Origin of the sequence: Roseofilum capinflatum BLCC-M114, from assembly GCF_030068505.1 — a bacterium.
GTDB lineage: Bacteria > Cyanobacteriota > Cyanobacteriia > Cyanobacteriales > Desertifilaceae > Roseofilum > Roseofilum capinflatum.
Map to the genome: position 1 here is coordinate 1 of NZ_JAQOSO010000120.1, position 20,710 is coordinate 20,710.

At 47.5% G+C, this 20,710-nt stretch carries 19 protein-coding genes; 11 read left to right on the forward strand and 8 right to left on the reverse strand.

The window, feature by feature from the left end:
• The first annotated feature begins 76 nt into the window (after positions 1–76).
• Positions 77–1,327 (forward strand): ABC transporter ATP-binding protein, encoded by a 1,251-nt coding sequence (locus tag PMG25_RS23835; protein WP_283769383.1) that lies wholly within the window; start codon positions 77–79, stop codon positions 1,325–1,327.
• 84 nt (positions 1,328–1,411) lie between these two features.
• Positions 1,412–1,573, forward strand: coding sequence for a chlorophyll a/b-binding protein (locus tag PMG25_RS23840; RefSeq protein WP_283769384.1), 162 nt, complete (start codon positions 1,412–1,414; stop codon positions 1,571–1,573).
• A gap of 196 nt (positions 1,574–1,769) precedes the next feature.
• Here PMG25_RS23840 and rpoD read toward each other — a convergent pair whose 3' ends face one another.
• From rpoD to hisH, 3 genes are all read right to left on the reverse strand, one after another.
• Positions 1,770–2,891, reverse strand: a complete 1,122-nt coding sequence (rpoD, locus tag PMG25_RS23845; protein ID WP_283769385.1) for an RNA polymerase sigma factor RpoD — start codon at positions 2,889–2,891, stop codon at positions 1,770–1,772.
• Between the two features lie 586 nt (positions 2,892–3,477).
• Positions 3,478–3,807: a hypothetical protein gene (locus PMG25_RS23850; protein WP_283769386.1), complete on the reverse strand. Its 330-nt coding sequence runs from the start codon at positions 3,805–3,807 to the stop codon at positions 3,478–3,480.
• 90 nt (positions 3,808–3,897) lie between these two features.
• The gene (gene hisH / locus PMG25_RS23855) at positions 3,898–4,539 is read right to left on the reverse strand and encodes an imidazole glycerol phosphate synthase subunit HisH (RefSeq protein ID WP_283769387.1); all 642 of its coding nucleotides are present in this window, start codon (positions 4,537–4,539) and stop codon (positions 3,898–3,900) included.
• 193 nt (positions 4,540–4,732) lie between these two features.
• Here hisH and PMG25_RS23860 point away from each other — a divergent pair, with 193 nt between their 5' ends.
• Genes PMG25_RS23860 through PMG25_RS23870 form a run of 3 tightly spaced genes read left to right on the forward strand, consistent with a single transcriptional unit; the run spans position 4,733 to position 7,651 of the window.
• On the forward strand, positions 4,733–5,869 hold the full coding sequence (locus tag PMG25_RS23860) for a glycosyltransferase (RefSeq protein ID WP_283769388.1): 1,137 nt from the start codon (positions 4,733–4,735) through the stop codon (positions 5,867–5,869).
• A 4-nt stretch (positions 5,870–5,873) separates the two neighbouring features.
• Entirely contained in the window at positions 5,874–7,142 is a 1,269-nt protein-coding gene (locus tag PMG25_RS23865; RefSeq protein WP_283769389.1) for an O-antigen ligase family protein, read from the forward strand.
• Between the two features lie 44 nt (positions 7,143–7,186).
• Complete coding sequence (locus PMG25_RS23870) at positions 7,187–7,651, forward strand: nucleoside 2-deoxyribosyltransferase (protein WP_283769390.1); 465 nt, start codon at positions 7,187–7,189, stop codon at positions 7,649–7,651.
• Positions 7,652–7,655: 4 nt separating this feature from the next.
• Here PMG25_RS23870 and PMG25_RS23875 read toward each other — a convergent pair whose 3' ends face one another.
• The 4 genes from PMG25_RS23875 to PMG25_RS23890 form a co-directional block, all read right to left on the reverse strand.
• The gene (locus PMG25_RS23875) at positions 7,656–8,249 is read right to left on the reverse strand and encodes a hypothetical protein (protein WP_283769391.1); all 594 of its coding nucleotides are present in this window, start codon (positions 8,247–8,249) and stop codon (positions 7,656–7,658) included.
• Positions 8,250–8,332: 83 nt separating this feature from the next.
• Positions 8,333–9,571 (reverse strand): type II secretion system F family protein, encoded by a 1,239-nt coding sequence (locus tag PMG25_RS23880; RefSeq protein ID WP_283769392.1) that lies wholly within the window; start codon positions 9,569–9,571, stop codon positions 8,333–8,335.
• A 55-nt stretch (positions 9,572–9,626) separates the two neighbouring features.
• Positions 9,627–10,706, reverse strand: coding sequence for a type IV pilus twitching motility protein PilT (locus PMG25_RS23885; RefSeq protein WP_283769393.1), 1,080 nt, complete (start codon positions 10,704–10,706; stop codon positions 9,627–9,629).
• A gap of 76 nt (positions 10,707–10,782) precedes the next feature.
• Positions 10,783–12,798 carry a GspE/PulE family protein gene (locus PMG25_RS23890; RefSeq protein WP_283769394.1) on the reverse strand — a complete coding sequence of 672 codons (2,016 nt, stop codon included), beginning with the start codon at positions 12,796–12,798 and terminating at the stop codon, positions 10,783–10,785.
• A gap of 325 nt (positions 12,799–13,123) precedes the next feature.
• On the opposite strand from PMG25_RS23890, the gene grpE reads away from it, so the two are divergent.
• The 5 genes from grpE (at position 13,124) to rsgA (ending at position 18,638) form a co-directional block, all read left to right on the forward strand.
• A complete protein-coding gene (gene grpE / locus PMG25_RS23895) occupies positions 13,124–13,957 on the forward strand; it encodes a nucleotide exchange factor GrpE (RefSeq protein ID WP_430540983.1) in 834 nt (277 codons plus the stop codon).
• Positions 13,958–14,096: 139 nt separating this feature from the next.
• Positions 14,097–16,058 carry a molecular chaperone DnaK gene (dnaK, locus tag PMG25_RS23900; RefSeq protein WP_283769396.1) on the forward strand — a complete coding sequence of 654 codons (1,962 nt, stop codon included), beginning with the start codon at positions 14,097–14,099 and terminating at the stop codon, positions 16,056–16,058.
• Positions 16,059–16,192: 134 nt separating this feature from the next.
• Positions 16,193–17,323 carry a molecular chaperone DnaJ gene (gene dnaJ / locus PMG25_RS23905; protein ID WP_283769397.1) on the forward strand — a complete coding sequence of 377 codons (1,131 nt, stop codon included), beginning with the start codon at positions 16,193–16,195 and terminating at the stop codon, positions 17,321–17,323.
• Positions 17,320–17,607 (forward strand): sulfurtransferase TusA family protein, encoded by a 288-nt coding sequence (locus tag PMG25_RS23910; RefSeq protein ID WP_283769398.1) that lies wholly within the window; start codon positions 17,320–17,322, stop codon positions 17,605–17,607. The genes dnaJ and PMG25_RS23910 overlap by 4 nt, the downstream gene beginning before the upstream one ends.
• Positions 17,604–18,638, forward strand: a complete 1,035-nt coding sequence (gene rsgA / locus PMG25_RS23915; RefSeq protein WP_283769399.1) for a small ribosomal subunit biogenesis GTPase RsgA — start codon at positions 17,604–17,606, stop codon at positions 18,636–18,638. Before PMG25_RS23910 ends, rsgA begins: the two co-directional genes overlap by 4 nt.
• Before the next feature lie 26 nt (positions 18,639–18,664).
• Here the strand turns inward: rsgA and PMG25_RS23920 are convergent, their stop codons facing one another.
• Positions 18,665–19,072: a ribosomal maturation YjgA family protein gene (locus tag PMG25_RS23920; RefSeq protein WP_283769400.1), complete on the reverse strand. Its 408-nt coding sequence runs from the start codon at positions 19,070–19,072 to the stop codon at positions 18,665–18,667.
• Between the two features lie 326 nt (positions 19,073–19,398).
• Here PMG25_RS23920 and ahcY point away from each other — a divergent pair, with 326 nt between their 5' ends.
• On the forward strand, positions 19,399–20,676 hold the full coding sequence (ahcY, locus tag PMG25_RS23925; protein WP_283769401.1) for an adenosylhomocysteinase: 1,278 nt from the start codon (positions 19,399–19,401) through the stop codon (positions 20,674–20,676).
• The last annotated feature ends 34 nt before the right edge of the window (positions 20,677–20,710 follow it).

Below are 20,710 nucleotides of genomic sequence, written 5' to 3' on the forward strand. Positions count from 1 at the left end.
TGTTATCCCCAAACTTGGACGGGAACGAATCGCACGCAATGACATACTATAACTGATCCAACGGACTTGATATAACGTGGCAACAGTAGTTTTAGAAAATGTTTATAAGCACTTTGATCGGGCTGTTTCATCAGCTCCATCTGAGATTGAGGGTAAAAATGCTCAGAACCAGAAGGCTCCGGTTTTGCGGAATGTTAATTTGACGGTGGAGGATGGGGAGTTTTTGGTGCTGGTGGGGCCGTCGGGGTGCGGGAAGAGTACCCTGTTGCGGATTATTTCGGGTTTGGAGAGTTTGACGGGGGGACAGGTTTGGATTGACGATCGCCAAGTCAATACCTTACCCCCCAAAGCTCGCAATACCGCTATGGTGTTCCAAAATTATGCTCTCTATCCCCACATGACGGTTTATGAGAACATTGCCTTTGGCTTGAGACGGGGCAATCCAGAGCGATCGCTGGAACACTGGATGAAACGCGGGGGAGTGGCGCTGACGCGATCGCTCCCTCCCGGTTTGCGCTATCTTTCCCCAGAAGAGCGCCAAATTCAAGCACAAGTGCAACAGGTGGCGCGATTATTGGAAATTGAGACGCTTTTGGAGCGCTTACCGAAGCAGTTGTCTGGGGGACAGAAGCAACGGGTGGCTCTGGGACGGGCGATCGCCCGAAATCCCCAAGTTTTCCTCATGGATGAGCCATTATCCAATCTAGATGCTCAGTTACGGATGCAAACGCGATCGCAAATTGTGCAACTTCAGCGCCAAGTGGGAGTAACCACCATCTATGTCACCCACGATCAGGTCGAAGCCATGACTATGGGCGATCGCATCGCCGTCATGAATCAAGGAGAACTGCAACAGGTAGCTCCCCCCTTAGACCTCTATCATCGCCCCGCCAATCAGTTTGTCGCCCAATTCATCGGTTCCCCACCCATGAATTTTATCCCCGTCGAGCTGTCTGCCCCCCTCTTATTGCGCCATTCCCAATTTCGCTTGACCTTACCCGAAGCCTGGAAATACCCCTTACAGAAATTAGGTGAAACCGCTCTCATCTTAGGCATTCGCCCCGAACACCTTCAAGAAAGTGCCCCCGCGCCTAAAAATTTACCCATTCAGGTGCAAGCCGTAGAGCAACTCGGCCATGAAACCCTAATTTCGGGAACTCTCCCAGAAGACTCCACAAGGCTTAATCTCCGATTAGATCAACCGCGCTCCCTGGAGGTCGGTGAAACCCTCTGGTTCTCCATGATTCCTGAGCAGATCCATGTATTTTCTGCCCAGACAGGATTGGCCATTTTCCCCATTGACAATCAAAACCATAAGAAGTTCTGAACAGTAATCAAAACTACAGCCAAGTCTCTCTCATTTTGTTAATATTTATTTACACTAACAAATTGACTATGAGGGTTTCAATCCATGGACGATCGGGAAACTTTACCAAACCGTAACGCTTGGAAGGTGGGATTCACCCCCCAAGCAGAAATCTGGAATGGCCGTTTAGCGATGGTCGGCTTTGTGGTTGCTCTAGGGATTCAAGTCGCTTCTAGTGATGGATTTCTAGGTGTTTTTGGATTTTAACCAAAAGACGGCAGTTGATTACAGCAGTTTTGATAATCGCTTATATATATCCCGATCCCCCTTGACTTCCTAAAAAAGGTCAATTTTCCGCAAGCGGATATCAAAGGGGGATCGGAATGAAGCGCAGATCGGCAAACCAAGCTGTCAGTGTGCCGTCTATTAGGGTTTTAGATTTAACTCAGTATCAAGTCAATCTTTAGCCGATATATTCCCGTAAAATGCTATTGCGATTGGGATGACGCAGTTTACGCAGGGCTTTCGCCTCAATCTGCCTGATCCGCTCCCGCGTAACATTAAAGATTTGCCCAATTTCCTCTAGGGTTTTCATCCGTCCATCATCTAAGCCATAGCGCAGACGCAAAACATCCCGTTCGCGAGGACTGAGGGTTCCCAAAACGCCTTCTAAGTCTTCCCGCAGCAAACTCTTAGACACATCGTCTTCTGGGGTTTCGCCATCGGATTCAATGAAGTCTCCTAAGCGGGAGTCTTCTTCCTTACCAATGGGGGTTTCTAGGGAGATGGGCAGTTGGGCAGATTTAGCGATGAACCGCAGTTTTTCGATGGTCATTTCCATCCGTTCTGCAATTTCTTCCTCAGTAGGTTTGCGTCCCATTTCTTGGGAGAGCAGTTTAGTGGTCTTTTTAATCCGAGAAATGGTTTCGTACAGGTGAACCGGAAGGCGAATGGTACGAGATTGATCGGCGATCGCCCGCGTAATCGCTTGACGAATCCACCACGTGGCATAAGTTGAGAACTTATAGCCTTTCTCGTGATCGAATTTCTCGGCTGCCCGAATTAAGCCTAAGCTACCTTCCTGAATCAAATCTTGGAAGGATAAGCCCCGATTCATATATTTTTTGGCGATCGAAACGACCAGACGTAAGTTGGACTGCACCATTTTGTCCTTAGCCCGTCTTCCCAGATGCAGACGATAGCGAAACTGGGGTAAAGGCATTCCCACAGACTCCGCCCATTCTGCATCACTAGGCTCTCGTTCTAGCCCTTCTTCTAAATCGTCTCTTAGACGCTCTAATTCTAATAAATCAGCAATTTTACGAGCCAGTTCGATTTCTTCGTCAGCCCTTAACAGTCGAATCCGACCAATCTCTTGTAAATACAGACGAATAGAGTCTTCTGTATAATGCTTTTTCTTGACTTGGGTCTTCCGACGTATCGCACGAACTTTGCCAGACTTACCGCCGTCCTCATCAGGAGTTGTGCCTAGATAATCCTCTAGTTCTTCCTCCTCTATTGCGTACAGTGCCTCTTCAAGTTCGGGGGGTTCGAGGGTTGGGAGTAGGTTTTTAGCCTGGGTCATGCCGCGTTCCTCATGCTCCTTTAAATATCTTAAGAAATCAAGTTGAGAAATTGTCTTGGTGAGTATTTCTTCACCATTCTCTACCAACAAACCTTTCAAGTTTAACAATACTTGAGAGATCTGTGGGCCAGATTTTAGAAAATTCCAGGGTTCTCTCTAGTTTCTCTCCTCCAGGAAGTCTGGGGGAGAGACCCTAAACTTTTCTGAGAGGGTTCACTGACCCCTACTCTATAAAGGCTCCCCCGATCCGGCTACACCAGCATACTCAAAAATCAAGATACTCTGGGTCTTTGGCTAAATTAGCCATTTGGGTACTGGAGTTTTACCAGGGAGTTAAATACAAGGGGAGTAAAAGTTAGGGTTGGCTTTGTCGTACTACAAAAACACGAAAATGTAGTGGTTTTTGTAGATGGACGCTACTAGGGTAGAACCTTACGGTTAACCAGCAATTGAATTGCCCTAGGGATTTCAATTGCCGCCTATTTTCTGTTAAGTTAACTCACTTTTACCCAAAATGGGGGGGGCAATTAGGTTAAGTTAATTGACAAATTTAACGTTTTAGCGGCAAGGTCTGGCTCTCTGGATTCTAAGATGGGGGCAGGACATCTGGCCAGTCGCCGTCTTTGAGAGGACTAGGCAGATCTAAAACTTGGCCATCAATGAGAACGGCTTTAACGATGGGGTCTCGTAAGCTCACCCACAAACTGCAATGCTGGTTGGTAATACTAATGACGACTAGGGTTCCATTTTGAGTGAGTTTACAGCCAAACTGATAGAGTTGGGCCCGGAATTGGGGCGCAACGGTGTATAACCGACAAAACATTTCCTGTTGGTAGTTCATTCCCTCTTGAATCTGGTCATTCAACCAGAATTTAAAGGTAAAAAGGGTGGTTTCTTTGACGACCAGAGGTAACACAATAGTTTGGCTGTAAAATCAACATGCTAAAAGTAAGGCTCCGAGATTTAGGATACAGACATTGTGTCCTAATTGGATCGATGGGTAAGATTAAACACAAACTTGAGTGGGAGAGCGGACATGCTCCACAAAGTTAGAGAGGATTTGTAATCCGGCACGGTCGGATTTTTCGGGATGGAATTGAACAGCCATGAGGTTGTTGTGGGCGATCGCCGCAGCGACCCTTTGAGTTCCATGGGTCACGGTAGCCGCGCAGACCCCTTTATCCTGGGGATCGACATAGTACGAGTGGACAAAATACATCCAAGACGCAGTTGATAGGTGCTTCCATAAGGGGATATGGGGTTGGGTAAAGTGGAGATGATTCCATCCCATGTGAGGAATAGTAATTCCCGGTTCCCCGTGGAAACGACGCACTGCTCCAGGGAGAATGCCAAGACCCGGTTGCTGTCCTTCTTCGCTATAGTCAAACAGGATTTGTAATCCTAAACAAATACCGAGAAAGGGCTTACCACTGGCGATCGCCTCCTTAATTGGATCTTCTAAGTGGCGCGATCGAATATGCTCCACGGCTGGATCGAAGGCCCCTACCCCTGGCAAAACCACAGCGTCTGCTTGCTGGATTTCTGTGGCCAGGTCGGTTACTTTGGGGGTTGCACCGGCTTTTTCCAAACCTTTACAGACCGAGTGCAAGTTACCCATATCGTAATCGATGACGGCGATAACTGACATGGTGTTTTATCCTTACTCAATTGGCGAATACGACCCTATTGTAGGTTATTTTCTCGGTAAAGTAATGTAACTATTTCCGAGAATTTGCACAAATTAGGTGAATTCTAAGAAGTAACCCTATAGGCAAAAACCCTAAGTTGAGCAGCCTATCGGTGAACCCTGTCTCCTGTTGTCACTACACTCAGACTTGACAATGACTCTTCAATTTTTACTCGTTTTTCCCAATATGTTTGGCTTCAAAGGCGGAATCCAAGTTTATTCAGCCTTTCTACTCCAGGCTTGGCAACAGCTCTACCCCCAAGGCCACTATGATGTGTTGCTCAAATACGATCGAGAGATTCCCCCATCCCATAGTTTTCTCCCTCAAACTCGATTTTGGGGTTTTGGCTACTTTCCTCGCTGGGTGCAAAGCCTACTTTTGGCCTTCACCTTGCTGAAACTGAGTTTACAAAAGCCTCCCCAGCTTATGATTTGTACCCATGTGAACTACAGTGTGGTCTTCCATTGGATTAAGCGGTGGTTGGGGATTCCCTATTGGGTTGTGGCTCATGGCACTGAGGTTTGGGAGATCTCGGAACCTGGATTACAGAAAGCTCTGTATCATGCCGATCGCGTGGTAGCGGTGAGTGAGTATACGCGATCGCGTCTTTTGAAAGAACAGGATCTCAGAACAGAACAGGTTGTCGTCTTACCCAATACGTTTGATCCGGGACGATTTGAGATTAAACCTAAACCCCAGTATTTACTCGAACGCTATGGACTCTCTCCAGAGCAGCCCGTTATTTTAACCGTTAGTCGTCTCGGACGTTCCGCTCGCTATAAAGGGTATGGCATCCTCTTAGATGCTCTGGTGCTACTGCGCCAAAGAATTCCCAATATTCATTATGTGTTGGTGGGAAAAGGGGACGATCGCCCCTGGATTGAGGCTAAAATTGATGCCCTCGATCTGAGTTCATCCGTAACTCTAACGGGTTTAATTCCCGATGAAGAACTCTGCGACCATTATAATCTCTGCGATGTCTTTGCTCTGCCCAGTCAAGGGGAAGGATTTGGAATTGTCTATTTAGAAGCAATGGCTTGCGGAAAACCCGCATTAGGAGGAAATCAGGATGGGGCGATCGATCCCTTAGCGGGAGGGGAATGGGGTAGTTTAGTCGATCCCGAAGATGTGGAGGCGATCGCCGATACTCTTTACCAAATTTTACAAAAAAAACACCCCAACCCTCGATTCTATGAACCTGAAGCGCTCCGGAATTATGTGATACAAACCTACAGTCCTGACCAATTTCGCCATCAACTCAATAGCTTACTGTCTTTGCAAGGTCTATGAAGTCATGAAACCCTCTTCGGTTAACCTCAATCAAGGATTCCTGCTTCTCCTGTTGATCTCCTCTCTCCTGTCACGCCTTAAAATTCCGGGTCTGGGGATTGGTATTCATTTTATCCTCATGGGAACCATTGGATTAGCTGCCATTCTCTACAATAGACAGTCTTTTATACGAGTAGTCCAGTGCTATCCCCAGTTAGGGATAATACTAAGCCTTTTCTATAGTTGGATATGGATTTCTGCCTTCTGTAGTGATTGGAGGGCGATCGCCATCCACTATACCTTAAAATACTCAATTTATGGAATCGTGTTATGTGCTTTAGTCGCTTTGCTGGGGTCAAAACTCCAGATCTCAACTGCGGATAAAATTGTTTTATCGCTACTGATGATCATTGGTATCGGAGGATTTCTAGAGCAAACCTTTCCCAATAATGGACTCATTAACCTGTTGAGCTACCCAGACTCCTATCCCCGTATCCGCTCCATCATACAAAATCCCAATCCCTTTGGCGTGCTAATGGCCATCAGTGCTATCATCACCTTGTTATGGAATCGCGATCGCTCCTATCTGCCTCGGCAGTATTGGGTATATCCCTTCATTATCCTCATCGCCTTATCCGGAAGTCGTAATGGCTGGCTCGTCTTGTTCATTGGATTTGTTTTGGTTCAGATCACTCACCAAATTTCAGTTCGATTAGTCACCCATATTTTCCTATTTTTCATTATTTGTTTACTCGTCATTCAACCCTCCTCTGAGCGTCTTGTTCCCCAAATCTGGGCGAATCTAAGTGCCCCTCAAGCCGCCATTGCCCAGACTTCTTCCCTGCCATCCGCAAACTCAGCGATTCTTTCTCCCCCACCCATCCCCCATAGCTCCATAGATGACCGATTAATTTTATGGAAACAAGCCACTAAAACCGCCTTAGAACATCCCATTTCTGGGGTAGGAGTTGGTGTATTTCAAGAAGTCTTTTGCCGTCAAATCTATGGTCACTCTCGCTTTAATACCCACAACCTCTTCTTGAGTATCTGGGTTGAACTAGGCATCGTCGGTGTTTTTTTCTTCCTATTGACTTTAGGGATAGTCCTGAAAATAGCAATTCAAGGCCATCAAACCCTACTTCACTTTATCCCCTTTATTCTATTCTTATCCTCTCAAATGGTTGATTACTTTATTTATGAATATGCAGTAACCACCATAGCCCTTTACTTGTTCGTCCGTCCCCTCATTCTAATTCAGGATCGCACGAAAATAGCATCCGATCCGCTTCAATAATGATAAACTACCCTATAATTGGATACTTATCTAACTCGTCATTTATGCTTAATGAACTCTCTTGGATTTACCTAGCGGCTCCCTTATTTACACAAGCCGAGCAAGAATTTAATACTAAGTTAGCCCAACGGTTACAGTCTGCTGGCAACACTGTTTTTTTACCCCAAGAAGAAGCAAAAAACCTGACTCAAACTGAAGAAATATTTAAGCGTTGTTTATATGGACTCGATCGCGCCCATCTCGTCTTAGTGATATTAGATGGTGCAGACGCAGATTCTGGGACTTGTTTTGAAGTTGGATATGCTTACGCCAAGAAAATACCCGCGATCGGCTTGCGAACAGATTTTAGAGGAACCGGAGATGACTGGGGATTGAATTTAATGCTGCTTCAAAGCTGCAACCATTTACTCCTAGCTCAACGGAAACCACCCCAAAAAATTCCCTCTAATATTACCATTATTTCTCCTGGAGAAGATTATTTTCCCATTTTGCAGAAAATTATTGAATAATTCTCTATATATCATAAGACTGAGCATCTAAATTTTCGAGTTCCATATATTTGAAGTCTTCTTCCAATATGAGGGAAGGATTTTGGATTAAAAACGGTAATCCAGCACCCTCTAATCCACGTTTGATCCGTTCGGGAGTTTCTGGAAAGAGAATAAAAATGGGCAAAATTTTCTCGGAACCTTCGCTAATGATATGAGAATAATTTCGAGGCATCACCCACTGATAATCTCCATCTAACCAAACTTGAGTTTGTCGCCATCGTCCCAAGAGATCAGACACATCTTCACCCGGCCGATGAATAAAGACAAAAATTTCAACTCCAGTTTTAATTTTCCACTCTGGATCGCACATTAAGAAACCTAGATCGCAGGGGAGCCGGGTTAATCCAACCGGAGGCTGATGAATCCCTTCAGAGATGATTTCCCTCGGTTTTAAGTCCACAATGGGTAAGGGGATAGAAATTAAGCTTTCTTCAGGTCGTCTCAGACTGGGCAGAAATTCCACATAGGGGCGATATTGGCGCAATAAGGCGATCGCCGACTTCAGATTACTGTATTCTGCTAATAGCGCTTCATAATGGGATTTTTTGATCGTCATAGTCTTAACTTAAGAATTCAGCATAGCCAGAAACGGAGAATCAATCCCCGATCAGATTACCTTCTCCGTTATCCTTCCAGAGGTTACATGGTCTCAAACACCTTAAACATCGGCAGGTACATCGCCAGCAAAATCGAACCCACCATACCCCCGATGACCACAATCATCACCGGTTCGAGCATACTGGTTAACCCTTTTACCGCTTGTTCTACCTCATCTTCATAGAAGTCAGCCACCTTCATCAGCATCTGGTCAATTTGTCCTGTTTCTTCCCCAATACTAATCATCGAAATCGCCAGGGCAGGAAAAACTTGATACCGGTCAAGAGCCGCGCTAATCATCCCCCCTCCTTGGATTTCTTGGCGGGAAGCTTCTACCGCATCCGCAATCGTCTGATTTCCAGACGTATCCCGGACAATTTCCAAAGAAGTAAGAATGGGAACCCCTGCACGGGATAGGGTTCCGAAAGTCCGGCAAAACCGAGCCGTTGCCGTTTTTTTAATCAAATCCCCAAACAAAGGCACTTTCAGGAACTGTTTATCCATGATTTTCTTACCTTGAGGGGTTTTGTACCAGCGATCGTAGACAAACTTGAGAACAATCAACACCACTACAACAGGAACTGATTGCTGGAAATTTGTCAAAAACCCACTAATTTTCAGCATCATTTGGGTAAACAGGGGTAACTCTACCCCAATATCAGCAAAGATATCAGCAAAAGTGGGAATCAGAAACACCGTTAAGGCAACGAAAATAATCACCGCCAAAGTCCCCACCGTAGTGGGATAAGACATGGCTGATTTAATTTGGTTTTCCAGTCTGGCCGAATCTTCCAGCAACTTCGCGAGACGGTTGAGTACATCATCGAGTACCCCCCCAACTTCTCCGGCTGAAACCATCGCTACATACAGGTCATCATAACAATCCGGGTGTTTACCCATTGACTCAGATAAACTTGACCCCTCTTGCACTTCTGCCGAAATTGCTTTGAGCGCTTTCTTCAGTTTAGGATTTTCACACTGTTCAGTTAAAACCCCTAGACAGCGCACCATTCCCACCCCAGCATTAACCATCGCAGCAAACTGGCGAGAAAAGATGGCTTTATCTTTTACAGTGACACTAGCAGTCGCCGCCGCAAAGTTTTCATTTAGCTCGTCCATGTCAATGTTGGCAAAGTCAAACAGGGGTGCTTTTTTGACTGTGCCTACCTCTAAGCCTCGACTGAGTAACTCAGCACGAGCTGCACCAAGGGAGTCCGCTTTAACGGTTTCTCGCTTGGCATTTCCCATGGAATCTCGAACATCAGCAACAAAGTTAGGCATGGTTCATTACTTCATCAAATAATTGGGGTGAGTAAATGGGTTAAGTGGGTTAAGTTTACAGTTTTTGCTTGGCAGGTTGAACCAGACGCATCAACTCATCGACCTTATTGCATTTACCGATCGCATCTTCATAGGAGACTTTGCCATCATTGACCAATTTCGCCAAGGCCATCTCCATCGTCTGCATTCCCATTTTCCCACCGGTTTGAATCGCGGAGTAAATTTGAGTGGTTTTTCCTTCCCGAATCAAGTTGGCAATAGCTGGCGTATTCACCATAATCTCCTGAGCTGCACAGCGTCCGCCACCAATTTTCTGAACCAAGTTTTGGGAACAAACCCCCACCATAGAGCCAGACATTTGCGCCCGAATTTGGGGCTGTTGAATGGGAGGGAACACATCGAGCAGTCGGTCAATGGTTCCTGCGGCATTATTCGTGTGCATGGTTCCAAAGACCAAGTGACCCGTTTCCGCCGCCGATACCGCCAGACCAATGGTTTCCAAGTCCCGCATTTCCCCGACTAGAATGATATCCGGATCTTCCCGCAGAGCCGCTTTCAAAGCATTAGAGAAGCTCTTGGTATCTTCTCCCCGTTGCCGTTGGTGAAACAAACTTTTAATATTGGGGAAAACATACTCAATTGGGTCTTCCACCGTCAGAATATGTTCTGCACGAGTGCGATTAATCAAGTCCAGAATCGCCGCCATGGTTGTCGTTTTACCCGACCCGGTTTGTCCGGTAACTAAGACCATTCCCCGTGGACGCTCGGACATTTCCCGCATGATTTCCGGAACTCCTAACTTCTCAAAGTTAGGAATTTTAGAAGCCAAGGCTCGCAAGCAAGCCGCATAACACCCCCGTTCCCGATACACATTCACCCGGAAGCGAGAGAGTCCTTTGACCCCATAAGCGCAGTCCAATTCCCAGTTTTGTTCTAGATCTTTACGCTGGTTATTGTTAAGCATCCCAAAGATCAGGCGCTGACAATCTTGAGGGTCAAGCATTTCCCCAAACTGGGGCTGGGGGGTTAATTTACCACTGAGGCGAAAATAGATCGGCGCACCGGCTTGAATGTGCATATCCGATCCTCCTTGTTCAACCAAGGATTCCATCACATCTTCGATCATGTAGTCCATAGGGGTTTCTCCTCCAATCAGTTACACAACAGTTAATCCATTTAAAACCAATACATCTAGATAGAAAAAGGTGATATTAATCACTAAATCTAGGGGTCATACAATAGGGGCAATCGATCCATTCTTGCTGGAGACCCGCTCCACAGACGCGACAGGTCAAGCCCACTTTTCGTTTGGCCTTGAGTTCTGCCTCTAAACCACTATCGGTAAAGGTTACCCGCTCTACTTCTTCCAGGGTAGTCGATCCTTCCCGCACCAGGTTTAAGCTGTAGGCTAACAGGGTAACCATGCCTTCTTCCACGGCTGCTTCTTTAATCCGTTCGGTGGGTGCGCCTTGGTTAATCAGGACTTGTAGATTTTCAGTAATCCGCAGCAGTTCATAGACCCCACAGCGTCCTTTGTAGCCCACACCGTTACATTTCGGACAGAGTTCTCCTTTTTCTTTCAGGGCTGCCCGTTCATCGGGGGCGATGGTGTTGGCTTTATAAAGGGTTAAGTTTCCTTCTTTGGCAGCCGATAATCCAAAGCGAGAGAGTTCCTCTGGAGCGGGGGTATAGGGAATGCGACATTCACTACAAACTCGTCGCATCAGCCGTTGGGCAACGACTCCTAGGAGCGCCCCAGAGACCATGAAGGGTTCTACGCCCATTTCATCTAAGCGGGCGATCGCACCTGATGCATCATTGGTATGCAAGGTCGTCAATACCAAGTGTCCCGTGAGCGCCGCTTCAATCGCCGTTTTTGCCGTCTCCTTATCCCGCGTTTCCCCCACCAGAATCACATCCGGGTCTTGCCGCAAGAACGCCCGCAGAATGGAGGAAAAGTCCATATTTTTTTCCCGAATCACCTGCACCTGGTTAATTCCTGGCAGGGCATATTCAATCGGGTCTTCAGCCGTGGAGATATTGATACCTGGATCGTTCCGTTCAGCTAAGATTGAATACAAGGTCGTCGATTTCCCCGAACCCGTGGGCCCCGTCACCAGAATCAGTCCAAAGGGGCGAGAAGCCATCTCCCGCACCATTTCCAGGGTTTCTGGATCGGTAATTAATTTATCCAAACCCAACTGCGTCGAGGAGTTATCCAAGATCCGCAGTACAATTTTTTCACCATAACGGGCTGGCAGGGTATTTACCCGAAAGTCTACCTTGCGTCCTTGGAAAACCCGGCGAATCCGACCATCTTGGGGTTTGCGTCGTTCGGCAATATCGAGATCCGAGATAATTTTAAACCGGGACGTGATGGCGGGAACAATTTTTTTCGGGAAGGGAGGAAAAGGCTGTTGCAAGACCCCATCCTTACGAAATCGAACCCGCATGTCATTTTCTTGGGGTTCCACATGAATATCGGAGACTCCCTCAGATAACGCTTTCGCCAGAATTTGGTTAACGGCCTTAATCACTGGGGCGCTTTCAGCCTGTCCCAAGGCATCATCCAGGTTAGCATCATCATCATCCTGTGCCTCTCCAAGCTCATCGCCCCCACCAAATTGACTAATATCAATTTCGCCTATCTCTACCTTTTTCGGATCGGGTGCTTTTTTAACTTGTTCGTCTAGATACTTGGAGATAATCGCCTGAAAATCTTCTGTGGTGATCACCATCCGGTTCATGGTTAGCCCCTGGGGACGCAAGACGCGATTGAGGTCATCCTGAGCCGCTAAGTTATCGGGGTCAACCAAGGCCACCAATACGGCTGGAGGATTCGCATCATTTTTTGACAGGGGAACCAGTTGGTAACGGCGACAGAGATCCAACGGAATCAAGGTATCAATGAGTTCACTGACTTGATTTGTATCAATTTCATTAATTTCCGGATCGAGGGAATCGACACCGTATAGAATTTTGAGTTCAAAAAGTTGCTGCTTTTTGTACTGGCGAATCAGGTCTGGGGAAAGTTGCTTACCGGTGAGTTGTTCAAGTACATCAGTAAGCGATCGCTTACTTTTCCGGCTTTCCACCAGAGCCTTTTCCATCTCATCTCGTTCAATAAACCCAGACTGAACCAGTTTATTGCCAAAGGGAGAGAGATTATTAGCCACAGCAATCAAGGCTTTAGACTGCTGTCGGCGTTGCATGGGCGATTTTGTCATAAGGGGTGAAGATCTCCTCTAATATGAATTAATTTAGATATCCTCGGAAGAAACTAGCTCCTGGTTTAGCAGTAGCCTAGAGAGCGCTTGCAGCTAATCCTTCCATGCTACTATTATGCATGTTAGCCAATGGTGAAAGGAAACGACCAGATAAAGACCGACATCTGGAACAAAACTTAAGCCAAAATTTTATGCCATCCTCCCGTCAAACCGTCAAAAGACAGGATAAGCTAAAAAACTAGAGCTACCGTGATGGGTGAAGATCCAGAGCCTTTAGCGGAGTGAAATGATTGTAGATATAGCGAATCAGATTAGGTGACCCCCAATGATGGATGAGTCCAAGCCAGTAGAAAATCCTCAGAGTCCTACCCCCGAAGACCCCTTGCATCAGGCAGAACAAGAAGCCAATGCTTCTGGTGTCGATCTAGAAACTCCCAGAGATCGCATTCCCAGCGATCGCATGGAGAAGGACGCAGATCCAGTTGAAGTCGTGGAAGACGAAGCAGCTCAAGCCACCCAAGACGCAACTTCGGCCCCTTCACCGACTCCCGATCCGGTTGCCCATGAAGCCGACGTTGCCCAAGCGGCCTTACTAGCAGAAGTCTTAGCCAGTAAAGAATCTGAATTGGCAACCTTGAAACAGAGTTACGATGAAGTTAAAGCTCAATACCAACGTTTAGGTGCGGATTTTGATAACTTTCGCAAACGGACGCAGAAAGAAAAAGGGGACTTAGAAGATCAGACCAAGTGTAAGACCCTACAAGAATTACTGCCTGTAGTCGATAACTTTGAACGAGCGCGATCGCATATCAAACCCCAAAACGAAGGGGAAATGACCATTCACAAAAGTTATCAAAGTGTCTACAAACAATTAGTCGATTGTCTCAAGCGCATCGGCGTTTCCCCCATGCGAGCAGAAGGCAAAGAATTCGATCCCAATCTCCATGAAGCCGTCATGAGAGAAGCAACCTCAGAATACCCAGAAGGGACAGTAACCGAAGAACTCATGCGAGGCTATCTGCTCAATGATCGCGTCTTACGCCATGCCATGGTAAAAGTAGCATCAGCTCCAGAAGAAGAGGCCGAACCAGAACCCCCCGTGGAGGAAGAAGCCAGCGAACCCAGCAGTGAACCCGAAGCGGAAAACACTGAGAGCTAAAACCGTGATCTAAAAACTCAACGGTAATTCGGTAAAGTAAAGGGTAATTCTACCAACTTCAGGTCACTATCGAGCTTGAATCCTTACCCCTTACTGCTCACCCATTACCCGTTATTAACCTCAACATCTGGCAGCTAAAATGGGAAAAGTTATTGGGATTGATTTAGGCACAACTAATAGTTGTGTATCGGTATTAGAGGGAGGTCAACCCGTCGTCATCTCCAATGCAGAAGGCGGCAGAACCACTCCCAGTATGGTCGGCTTTGGCAAAGCTGGCGATCGCCTCATTGGTCAACTGGCCAAACGGCAAGCTGTCACCAACGCCGAAAACACCATCTATAGCATCAAACGGTTCATCGGTAGACGCTGGGACGACACCGAAAGGGAGCGCTCCCGCGTCCCCTACAAATGTATCCAGGGTCGCGATAACACCGTCGATGTGCAAGTGCGCGGGCGCAACTACACCCCCCAAGAAATTTCCGCCATGATCCTGCAAAAACTCAAACAGGACGCGGAAAACTACCTAGGAGAACCCGTTACCGAAGCCGTCATTACCGTTCCCGCCTACTTTACCGACGCTCAACGGCAAGCCACCAAAGACGCAGGCAACATCGCCGGCCTAGAAGTTCAACGGATTATCAACGAACCCACCGCCGCCGCCCTCTCCTACGGTCTCGACAAACAAGACCAAGAACAACTGATCCTCGTCTTTGACCTCGGTGGCGGAACCTTCGATGTCTCCATCCTCCAACTCGGCGATGGCATCTTTGAAGTCGTCGCCACCTCCGGCAACAACCATCTCGGAGGCGACGACTTCGATAACTGCATCGTCACCTGGATGATTGACGAATTCAAAGACCAAGAAGGCATCGATCTCTCCGTAGACAAAATGGCCCTGCAACGGTTGCGAGAAGCGGCTGAAAAAGCCAAAATTGAACTCTCCAACATGACGGCCACCTCCATCAATCTCCCCTTTATCACCGCCGATGAAACCGGGCCCAAACATCTAGAAATGGAGCTAAGTCGCTCTCAATTTGAAGAATTAGCCCAAGATATGGTTCGAGGAACCTTAGAACCGGTTGAGCAAGCCCTCAAAGACGGGGATAAAACCAAAGACGATATTGACCGGATCATCTTAGTTGGTGGTTCCACTCGCATCCCCGCCGTTCAAGAAGCCCTTTGCCAATACTTCGACGGCAAAAAACCCGATCGCTCCGTCAACCCCGATGAAGCCGTAGCCCTCGGTGCTGCCATCCAAGGCGGGGTAATGGGGGGCGAAATCAAAGACCTGTTGCTACTCGATGTCACCCCCCTATCCCTAGGGATCGAAACCCTCGGTGAAGTCTTCACCAAAATCATCGAACGCAATACGACCATTCCCACCAGCAAAACCCAAATCTTCTCCACCGCCACCGATGGCCAAACTTGCGTAGAAATCCATGTGCTACAAGGGGAACGGGCCATGGTTGCCGATAATAAGAGCCTAGGAAAATTCCAGCTCACCGGCATTCCCCCCGCCCCCAGAGGTGTACCTCAAATTGAAGTCTCCTTTGAAATTGATGCCAATGGTATCCTCAAGGTATCCGCACGGGATAAAGGTACGGGACGCGAACAAAGCATCGAAATTACCAATACCGGCGGTTTAAGTCAGTCAGAAGTCGAGAAAATGCGGCAGGAAGCGGAAGTTTATTCCGAATCTGACCGGACACGCCGTCAATTAGCGGAACTGAAAAACCAAGCTGAAGGGCTATTCCAAAGTTACTATTCCACATTAGAGCAAAATCAAGACGTAATTCCAGAAGACCTGAAAGTGGAAGCCCAAGGCCGCATTGAGCAACTTCGGGCCAGTTTAGGCGCTTCAGACACCACCGTGGAAGCGGTCAAAGAACAAATGCATGGGCTGCAACAAATCCTATTTACCATTGGCTCATCGGTATATGCCGATTCAGGTTCGACTGATGACTTTAGCCAAGGGGAAACAGTGATTGATTCCGGAGCAGCCACCGTTCAAAGTCCAGTAGAATCAGCTCAGGAGGAAGAAGATTTTAGCTTTGATGAGGAAGACGAAACCGTTTCGGCTGACTATGAAGAAATTGAGTAAATCCTGCAAAGTTTTACCCCCATAGTCAAAACTTCAAGTCAAACTAAGCTGTCTCCCTCCCCAAGAGACCGCTATAATAATGTGCAGTTCTATATGCCCACTTGTTGAGAGATCCCTGAAAGACAGAGCGCCCTATGGCCGACTACTATGAAATTCTCGGTGTTTCCCGCGAAGCAGACAAAGAAGAAATCAAGCGAGCCTACCGCAGGTTGGCGCGAAAATATCACCCGGATGTTAATAAAGAACCGGGAGCTGAAGATAAGTTCAAAGAAATTAACCGAGCTTATGAAGTCCTCTCTGAACCAGAGATGAAAGCTCGATATGACCGCTTTGGTGAAGCAGGAGTCAGTGGCGGAGCTGGAGGCCCTGGTTTTGGGGACTTTGGCGATATGGGTGGTTTTGCAGATATTTTTGAGAGCTTCTTCAGTGGCTTTGCTGGAGGTGGCATGGGAACCCAAGGTGCAAGACGACGGGGCCCAGTCCGAGGTGATGATTTACGATTGGATTTGAAGTTGGACTTCAAGGAAGCTATTTTTGGTGGTGAAAAAGAGATTCGGATTAATCACTTAGAAGGGTGTAAAACCTGTGGCGGTTCGGGCGCTAAACCGGGAACCAAACCCGTGACTTGTCAAACCTGTGGCGGTTCAGGACAAATCCGCCGAGCAACCCGCACGCCTTTTGGAAGTTTCACTCAGGTGTCTGTGTGTCCGGCTTGTAATGGTCAAGGACAGGTGATTCAGGATAAGTGTAATGATTGTGGAGGCAGTGGAAATAAGCAGGTTACGAAGAAATTGAAGATTAATATCCCAGCAGGGGTAGATAATGGCACTCGGTTGCGGGTCTCTAATGAGGGAGATTCGGGACAGCAGGGTGGCCCTCCAGGCGATTTGTATGTGTATTTGTTTGTGAATGAGGATGCGGATTTCCGGCGGGATGGTATTAATGTACTGTCGGAAATTAAGGTGAGTTATTTACAGGCAATTCTTGGCTCTCGTGTGCAGGTAAAAACGGTGGATGGTACGGAAGAGTTGACGATTCCGCCAGGAACGCAACCGAGTACGGTGTTAACTCTGGAAAATCGAGGGGTTCCTCGATTGGGAAATCCGGTCAGCCGAGGGGATCATTTGATTACGGTGGCGGTGGATATTCCGAATCCGAAACAGTTGAATGCTGAGGAGAAGGAGCATTTGAAGGAGTTGGAGCGCTTACGGGGCGATCGCCAAGATAAGGGGGGTGGATTTTTTGGGGGGATTTTTAATAAATGAGTCCCCAGATGAATTTAGGTACTCCTGACACTCAACTGGATTTACGGGGTACGCCTTGCCCTCTCAATTTTGTGCGTACTAAGCTCCAACTGGAAAAAATGGCTCCGGGTTCCCTGTTGGAAGTCTGGTTAGATGCAGGCGAACCCATTGAGCAGGTTCCGGATAGTCTGAAAATGGCAGGCTATCCCATTGAGGGACTAGAAGAATTTAGCGAGGGCAAGGATGAGCCATTTTTTAGACTCCAAGTCCGGAGACCGGAAACGGAGAACTCGCCTTCACCATGAATCAGGTTTGGGTGGGTACGGTGTTAGCGGTTCAAGCGAATTTCTATCAGGTTCAGCTTGATGATCAGGATGAGACTCCTTTGCTCTGTACCCGAAGATCGCGACTGAAGAAGATTGGTCAACGGGTGATGGTGGGCGATCGCGTGCGGGTGGAAGATCCAGATTGGTCGGGTTTGCGGGGGGCGATCGCCGAAGTTTATCCCCGCACCACGGAGTTATCTCGGCCGCCTGTGGCCAATGCCGATCAAATATTACTGGTCTTTTCCGTCGATCGACCGGCCCTCGAACCCTACCAACTGAGCCGATTCTTAGTCAAAGGGGAATCGACTGAACTGAAGGTGTGTCTCTGTTTGAATAAAAGTGACCTGGTTTCGACTCAGTGGCAAGAGCAATGGCATCACCGGTTAGGACAATGGGGTTATGTGCCTCTGTTTATTAGCGTGGTTAGTGGCCAGGGATTAACTGAACTGTCGCAGCAGTTGGCCCAACGAGTCACCATCGTTGCCGGGCCCTCTGGGGTGGGAAAATCGAGTTTAATTAATGCTCTGATTCCTGATGCTCATTTACGAGTTGGCAAAGTGTCCGGGAAACTGCAAAAGGGACGACACACCACCCGTCATGTGGAGTTGTTTAAGTTACCGGGTGGGGGACTGTTGGCGGATACACCGGGATTTAATCAGCCAGATGTCGATTATCCCCCGGAACAGTTAGGCCACTATTTTCCCGAAGTGCGGGGTCTGATGAAGGTCGAGACTTGTCAGTTTAGTGACTGTTTACACCGGGATGAACCAGAGTGTGGGATTCGGGGAGAGTGGGAGCGCTACGACCATTATCTGATGTTTTTGGAAGAGGCGATCGCCCGTCAAGAACAGCGCGATCGCCAAAGCGATCCGGAGTCTACCCTGAAGCGCAAAGGTGATAATAGTTATGAACCTAAGCTGAATACAAAAAAATATCGCCGTCCCTCCCGTCGTACCCAACAACAACAACTGGAAGAATGGTACAAAGATGCTGAAATTGAAGGCTTATAGCGCTTCGCTCTATGATGGGAAATTTTCTAATGGGGAGGCTTTAAGGATTTTTGCAGCTCATGTAAACCGAACCAACCTAGAAAGCAGCCGATCGCATAATGAGGAAAATCCCACCACACAAAGGTTGTTCCTAGGATCAGTTTACCCAACAAGGTCGATCGCATCGCTTGCAGTAGGGGAGGATGCCACAGTTGCAGGACTTCCAGAAAACAGGTGAACAGAAAAACGGCGATCGCCACTTTCCAAAGCTTTAATCTTGGCCAAGCTAAGGTAACTAAAATCATCCACAAAATTTCATAGAGAATACCGCCAGCATAATCATTAATCCACCCTTCTCCCCAACCGCGATAAAACTTCGTCGCCATTCCCAAAGGAATAATCCCCATCAAACTCACAAATAACCAACGCCGATACGCTTTGATTTGCAATTCCATAACCTGAGCTTAACCCTCAACCCTCACCCGATCCGGAAAAGGTAAACACCACACTGAAGAACAAGACACCTCAGAAAAAAGATCTGTGGTTGGTCAATCGAGATGATAAACTATTCTATGGGAAATTTGCGCCTTGTACTTCAGTAATCCTAAAGACAAGACTCGCAACATCACAATCCTGAGCAAGACCTCATCTTGAACGGTCAGTCGAGGTATGGGTGGTAAAAACTCAGACCCAGAACTGTATGCTTGTAAATGCTTGCCATCAGTCTCAGGTCAATGATGCCCACCTAACACTTGTGAACCAATTATCTTCAGTAGATCTTATGACTGCAATAGCCGAAAAGCTCAATTACGACATCAAAGACATTTCCTTAGCCCCTTTAGGCAAACAGCGCATTGAATGGGCAGGACGGGAAATGCCAGTTCTCAAGCAAATTCGGGAACGGTTTGCCAAAGAAAAACCCTTAGACGGAATTCGGCTAGTTGCCTGCTGTCACGTTACCACTGAAACCGCGAATTTGGCGATCGCCCTTCAAGCAGCAGGTGCTGACGCGATTTTAATTGCAAGTAACCCCCTCTCTACCCAAGATGATGTTGCCGCTTGCTTAGTTAAAGACTATGGTATTCGGGTTTATGCCCTCAAAGGAGAAGACACCCCAACCTACAAACGCCATGTGCAAGTCGCCCTAGACCACCATCCCCAAATCATTATTGATGATGGTAGTGACGTGGTTGCTGAACTGGTCAAGGAACGTCAAGAACAAGTTCCCGAAATCATTGGCACAACCGAAGAAACTACCACCGGTATCGTGCGCTTGAAAGCCATGTTCAAGGATGGGGTTCTTACCTTCCCCGCAATGAACGTCAATGATGCGGACACCAAGCACTTCTTCGATAACCGCTATGGAACCGGTCAATCTACCCTGGATGGTATCATCCGCGCTACTAATGTCCTCTTAGCCGGTAAAAACGCGGTAGTCGTTGGTTATGGCTGGTGCGGTAAAGGTGCAGCACTGCGGGCACGCGGTCTCGGTGCAAATGTCATCGTTACCGAAGTAGACTCCGTTCGCGCCATTGAAGCCACCATGGACGGTTTCCGGGTTATGCCCATGGCCGAAGCTGCTCCCCAAGCCGACCTGTTTATTACCGTCACCGGGAATAAGCATGTGATCCGCAAAGAGCATTTTGAAGTGATGAAAGACGGAGCCATGGTTTGTAACTCCGGTCACTTCGACATCGAAATTGACCTAGACAGCTTGGGTAAAATGGCCACGGAAGTTAAGGACGTGCGCCCCTTCACTCAACAATATGTGCTGCCAAGCGGTAAATCTGTGGTGGTTCTGGGCGAAGGTCGTTTAATTAACTTGGCTGCGGCTGAAGGACACCCCAGCGCCGTAATGGATATGAGTTTCGCTAACCAAGCTATGGCTTGTGAATACCTGGTGAAAAACCACGGTAAACTCGAACCGGGTATGCATTCCATTCCCCAAGAAGTTGACCATGAAATTGCTCGCTTGAAGTTGGCCGCTATGGGTATTCAGATTGATACCCTGACCGACGAGCAAGTGGAATACATGAATAGCTGGACGGTCGGAACTTAAGATTGTTAGGGTAGAGTTTAGGTTAGGATGGGAC

Coding starts and splice junctions, on each gene's coding strand:
- PMG25_RS23870 (WP_283769390.1), top strand. CDS start 7,187: ATGCTTAATGAACTCTCTTGGATTTACCTAGCGGCTCCCTTATTTACA.
- PMG25_RS23860 (WP_283769388.1), top strand. CDS start 4,733: ATGACTCTTCAATTTTTACTCGTTTTTCCCAATATGTTTGGCTTCAAA.
- PMG25_RS23890 (WP_283769394.1), bottom strand. CDS start 12,798: ATGACAAAATCGCCCATGCAACGCCGACAGCAGTCTAAAGCCTTGATT.
- hisH (WP_283769387.1), bottom strand. CDS start 4,539: ATGTCAGTTATCGCCGTCATCGATTACGATATGGGTAACTTGCACTCG.
- PMG25_RS23880 (WP_283769392.1), bottom strand. CDS start 9,571: ATGCCTAACTTTGTTGCTGATGTTCGAGATTCCATGGGAAATGCCAAG.
- dnaJ (WP_283769397.1), top strand. CDS start 16,193: ATGGCCGACTACTATGAAATTCTCGGTGTTTCCCGCGAAGCAGACAAA.
- PMG25_RS23875 (WP_283769391.1), bottom strand. CDS start 8,249: ATGACGATCAAAAAATCCCATTATGAAGCGCTATTAGCAGAATACAGT.
- ahcY (WP_283769401.1), top strand. CDS start 19,399: ATGACTGCAATAGCCGAAAAGCTCAATTACGACATCAAAGACATTTCC.
- rsgA (WP_283769399.1), top strand. CDS start 17,604: ATGAATCAGGTTTGGGTGGGTACGGTGTTAGCGGTTCAAGCGAATTTC.
- dnaK (WP_283769396.1), top strand. CDS start 14,097: ATGGGAAAAGTTATTGGGATTGATTTAGGCACAACTAATAGTTGTGTA.
- PMG25_RS23840 (WP_283769384.1), top strand. CDS start 1,412: ATGGACGATCGGGAAACTTTACCAAACCGTAACGCTTGGAAGGTGGGA.
- rpoD (WP_283769385.1), bottom strand. CDS start 2,891: ATGACCCAGGCTAAAAACCTACTCCCAACCCTCGAACCCCCCGAACTT.
- PMG25_RS23910 (WP_283769398.1), top strand. CDS start 17,320: ATGAGTCCCCAGATGAATTTAGGTACTCCTGACACTCAACTGGATTTA.
- PMG25_RS23920 (WP_283769400.1), bottom strand. CDS start 19,072: ATGGAATTGCAAATCAAAGCGTATCGGCGTTGGTTATTTGTGAGTTTG.
- PMG25_RS23885 (WP_283769393.1), bottom strand. CDS start 10,706: ATGGACTACATGATCGAAGATGTGATGGAATCCTTGGTTGAACAAGGA.
- grpE (WP_430540983.1), top strand. CDS start 13,124: ATGATGGATGAGTCCAAGCCAGTAGAAAATCCTCAGAGTCCTACCCCC.
- PMG25_RS23865 (WP_283769389.1), top strand. CDS start 5,874: ATGAAACCCTCTTCGGTTAACCTCAATCAAGGATTCCTGCTTCTCCTG.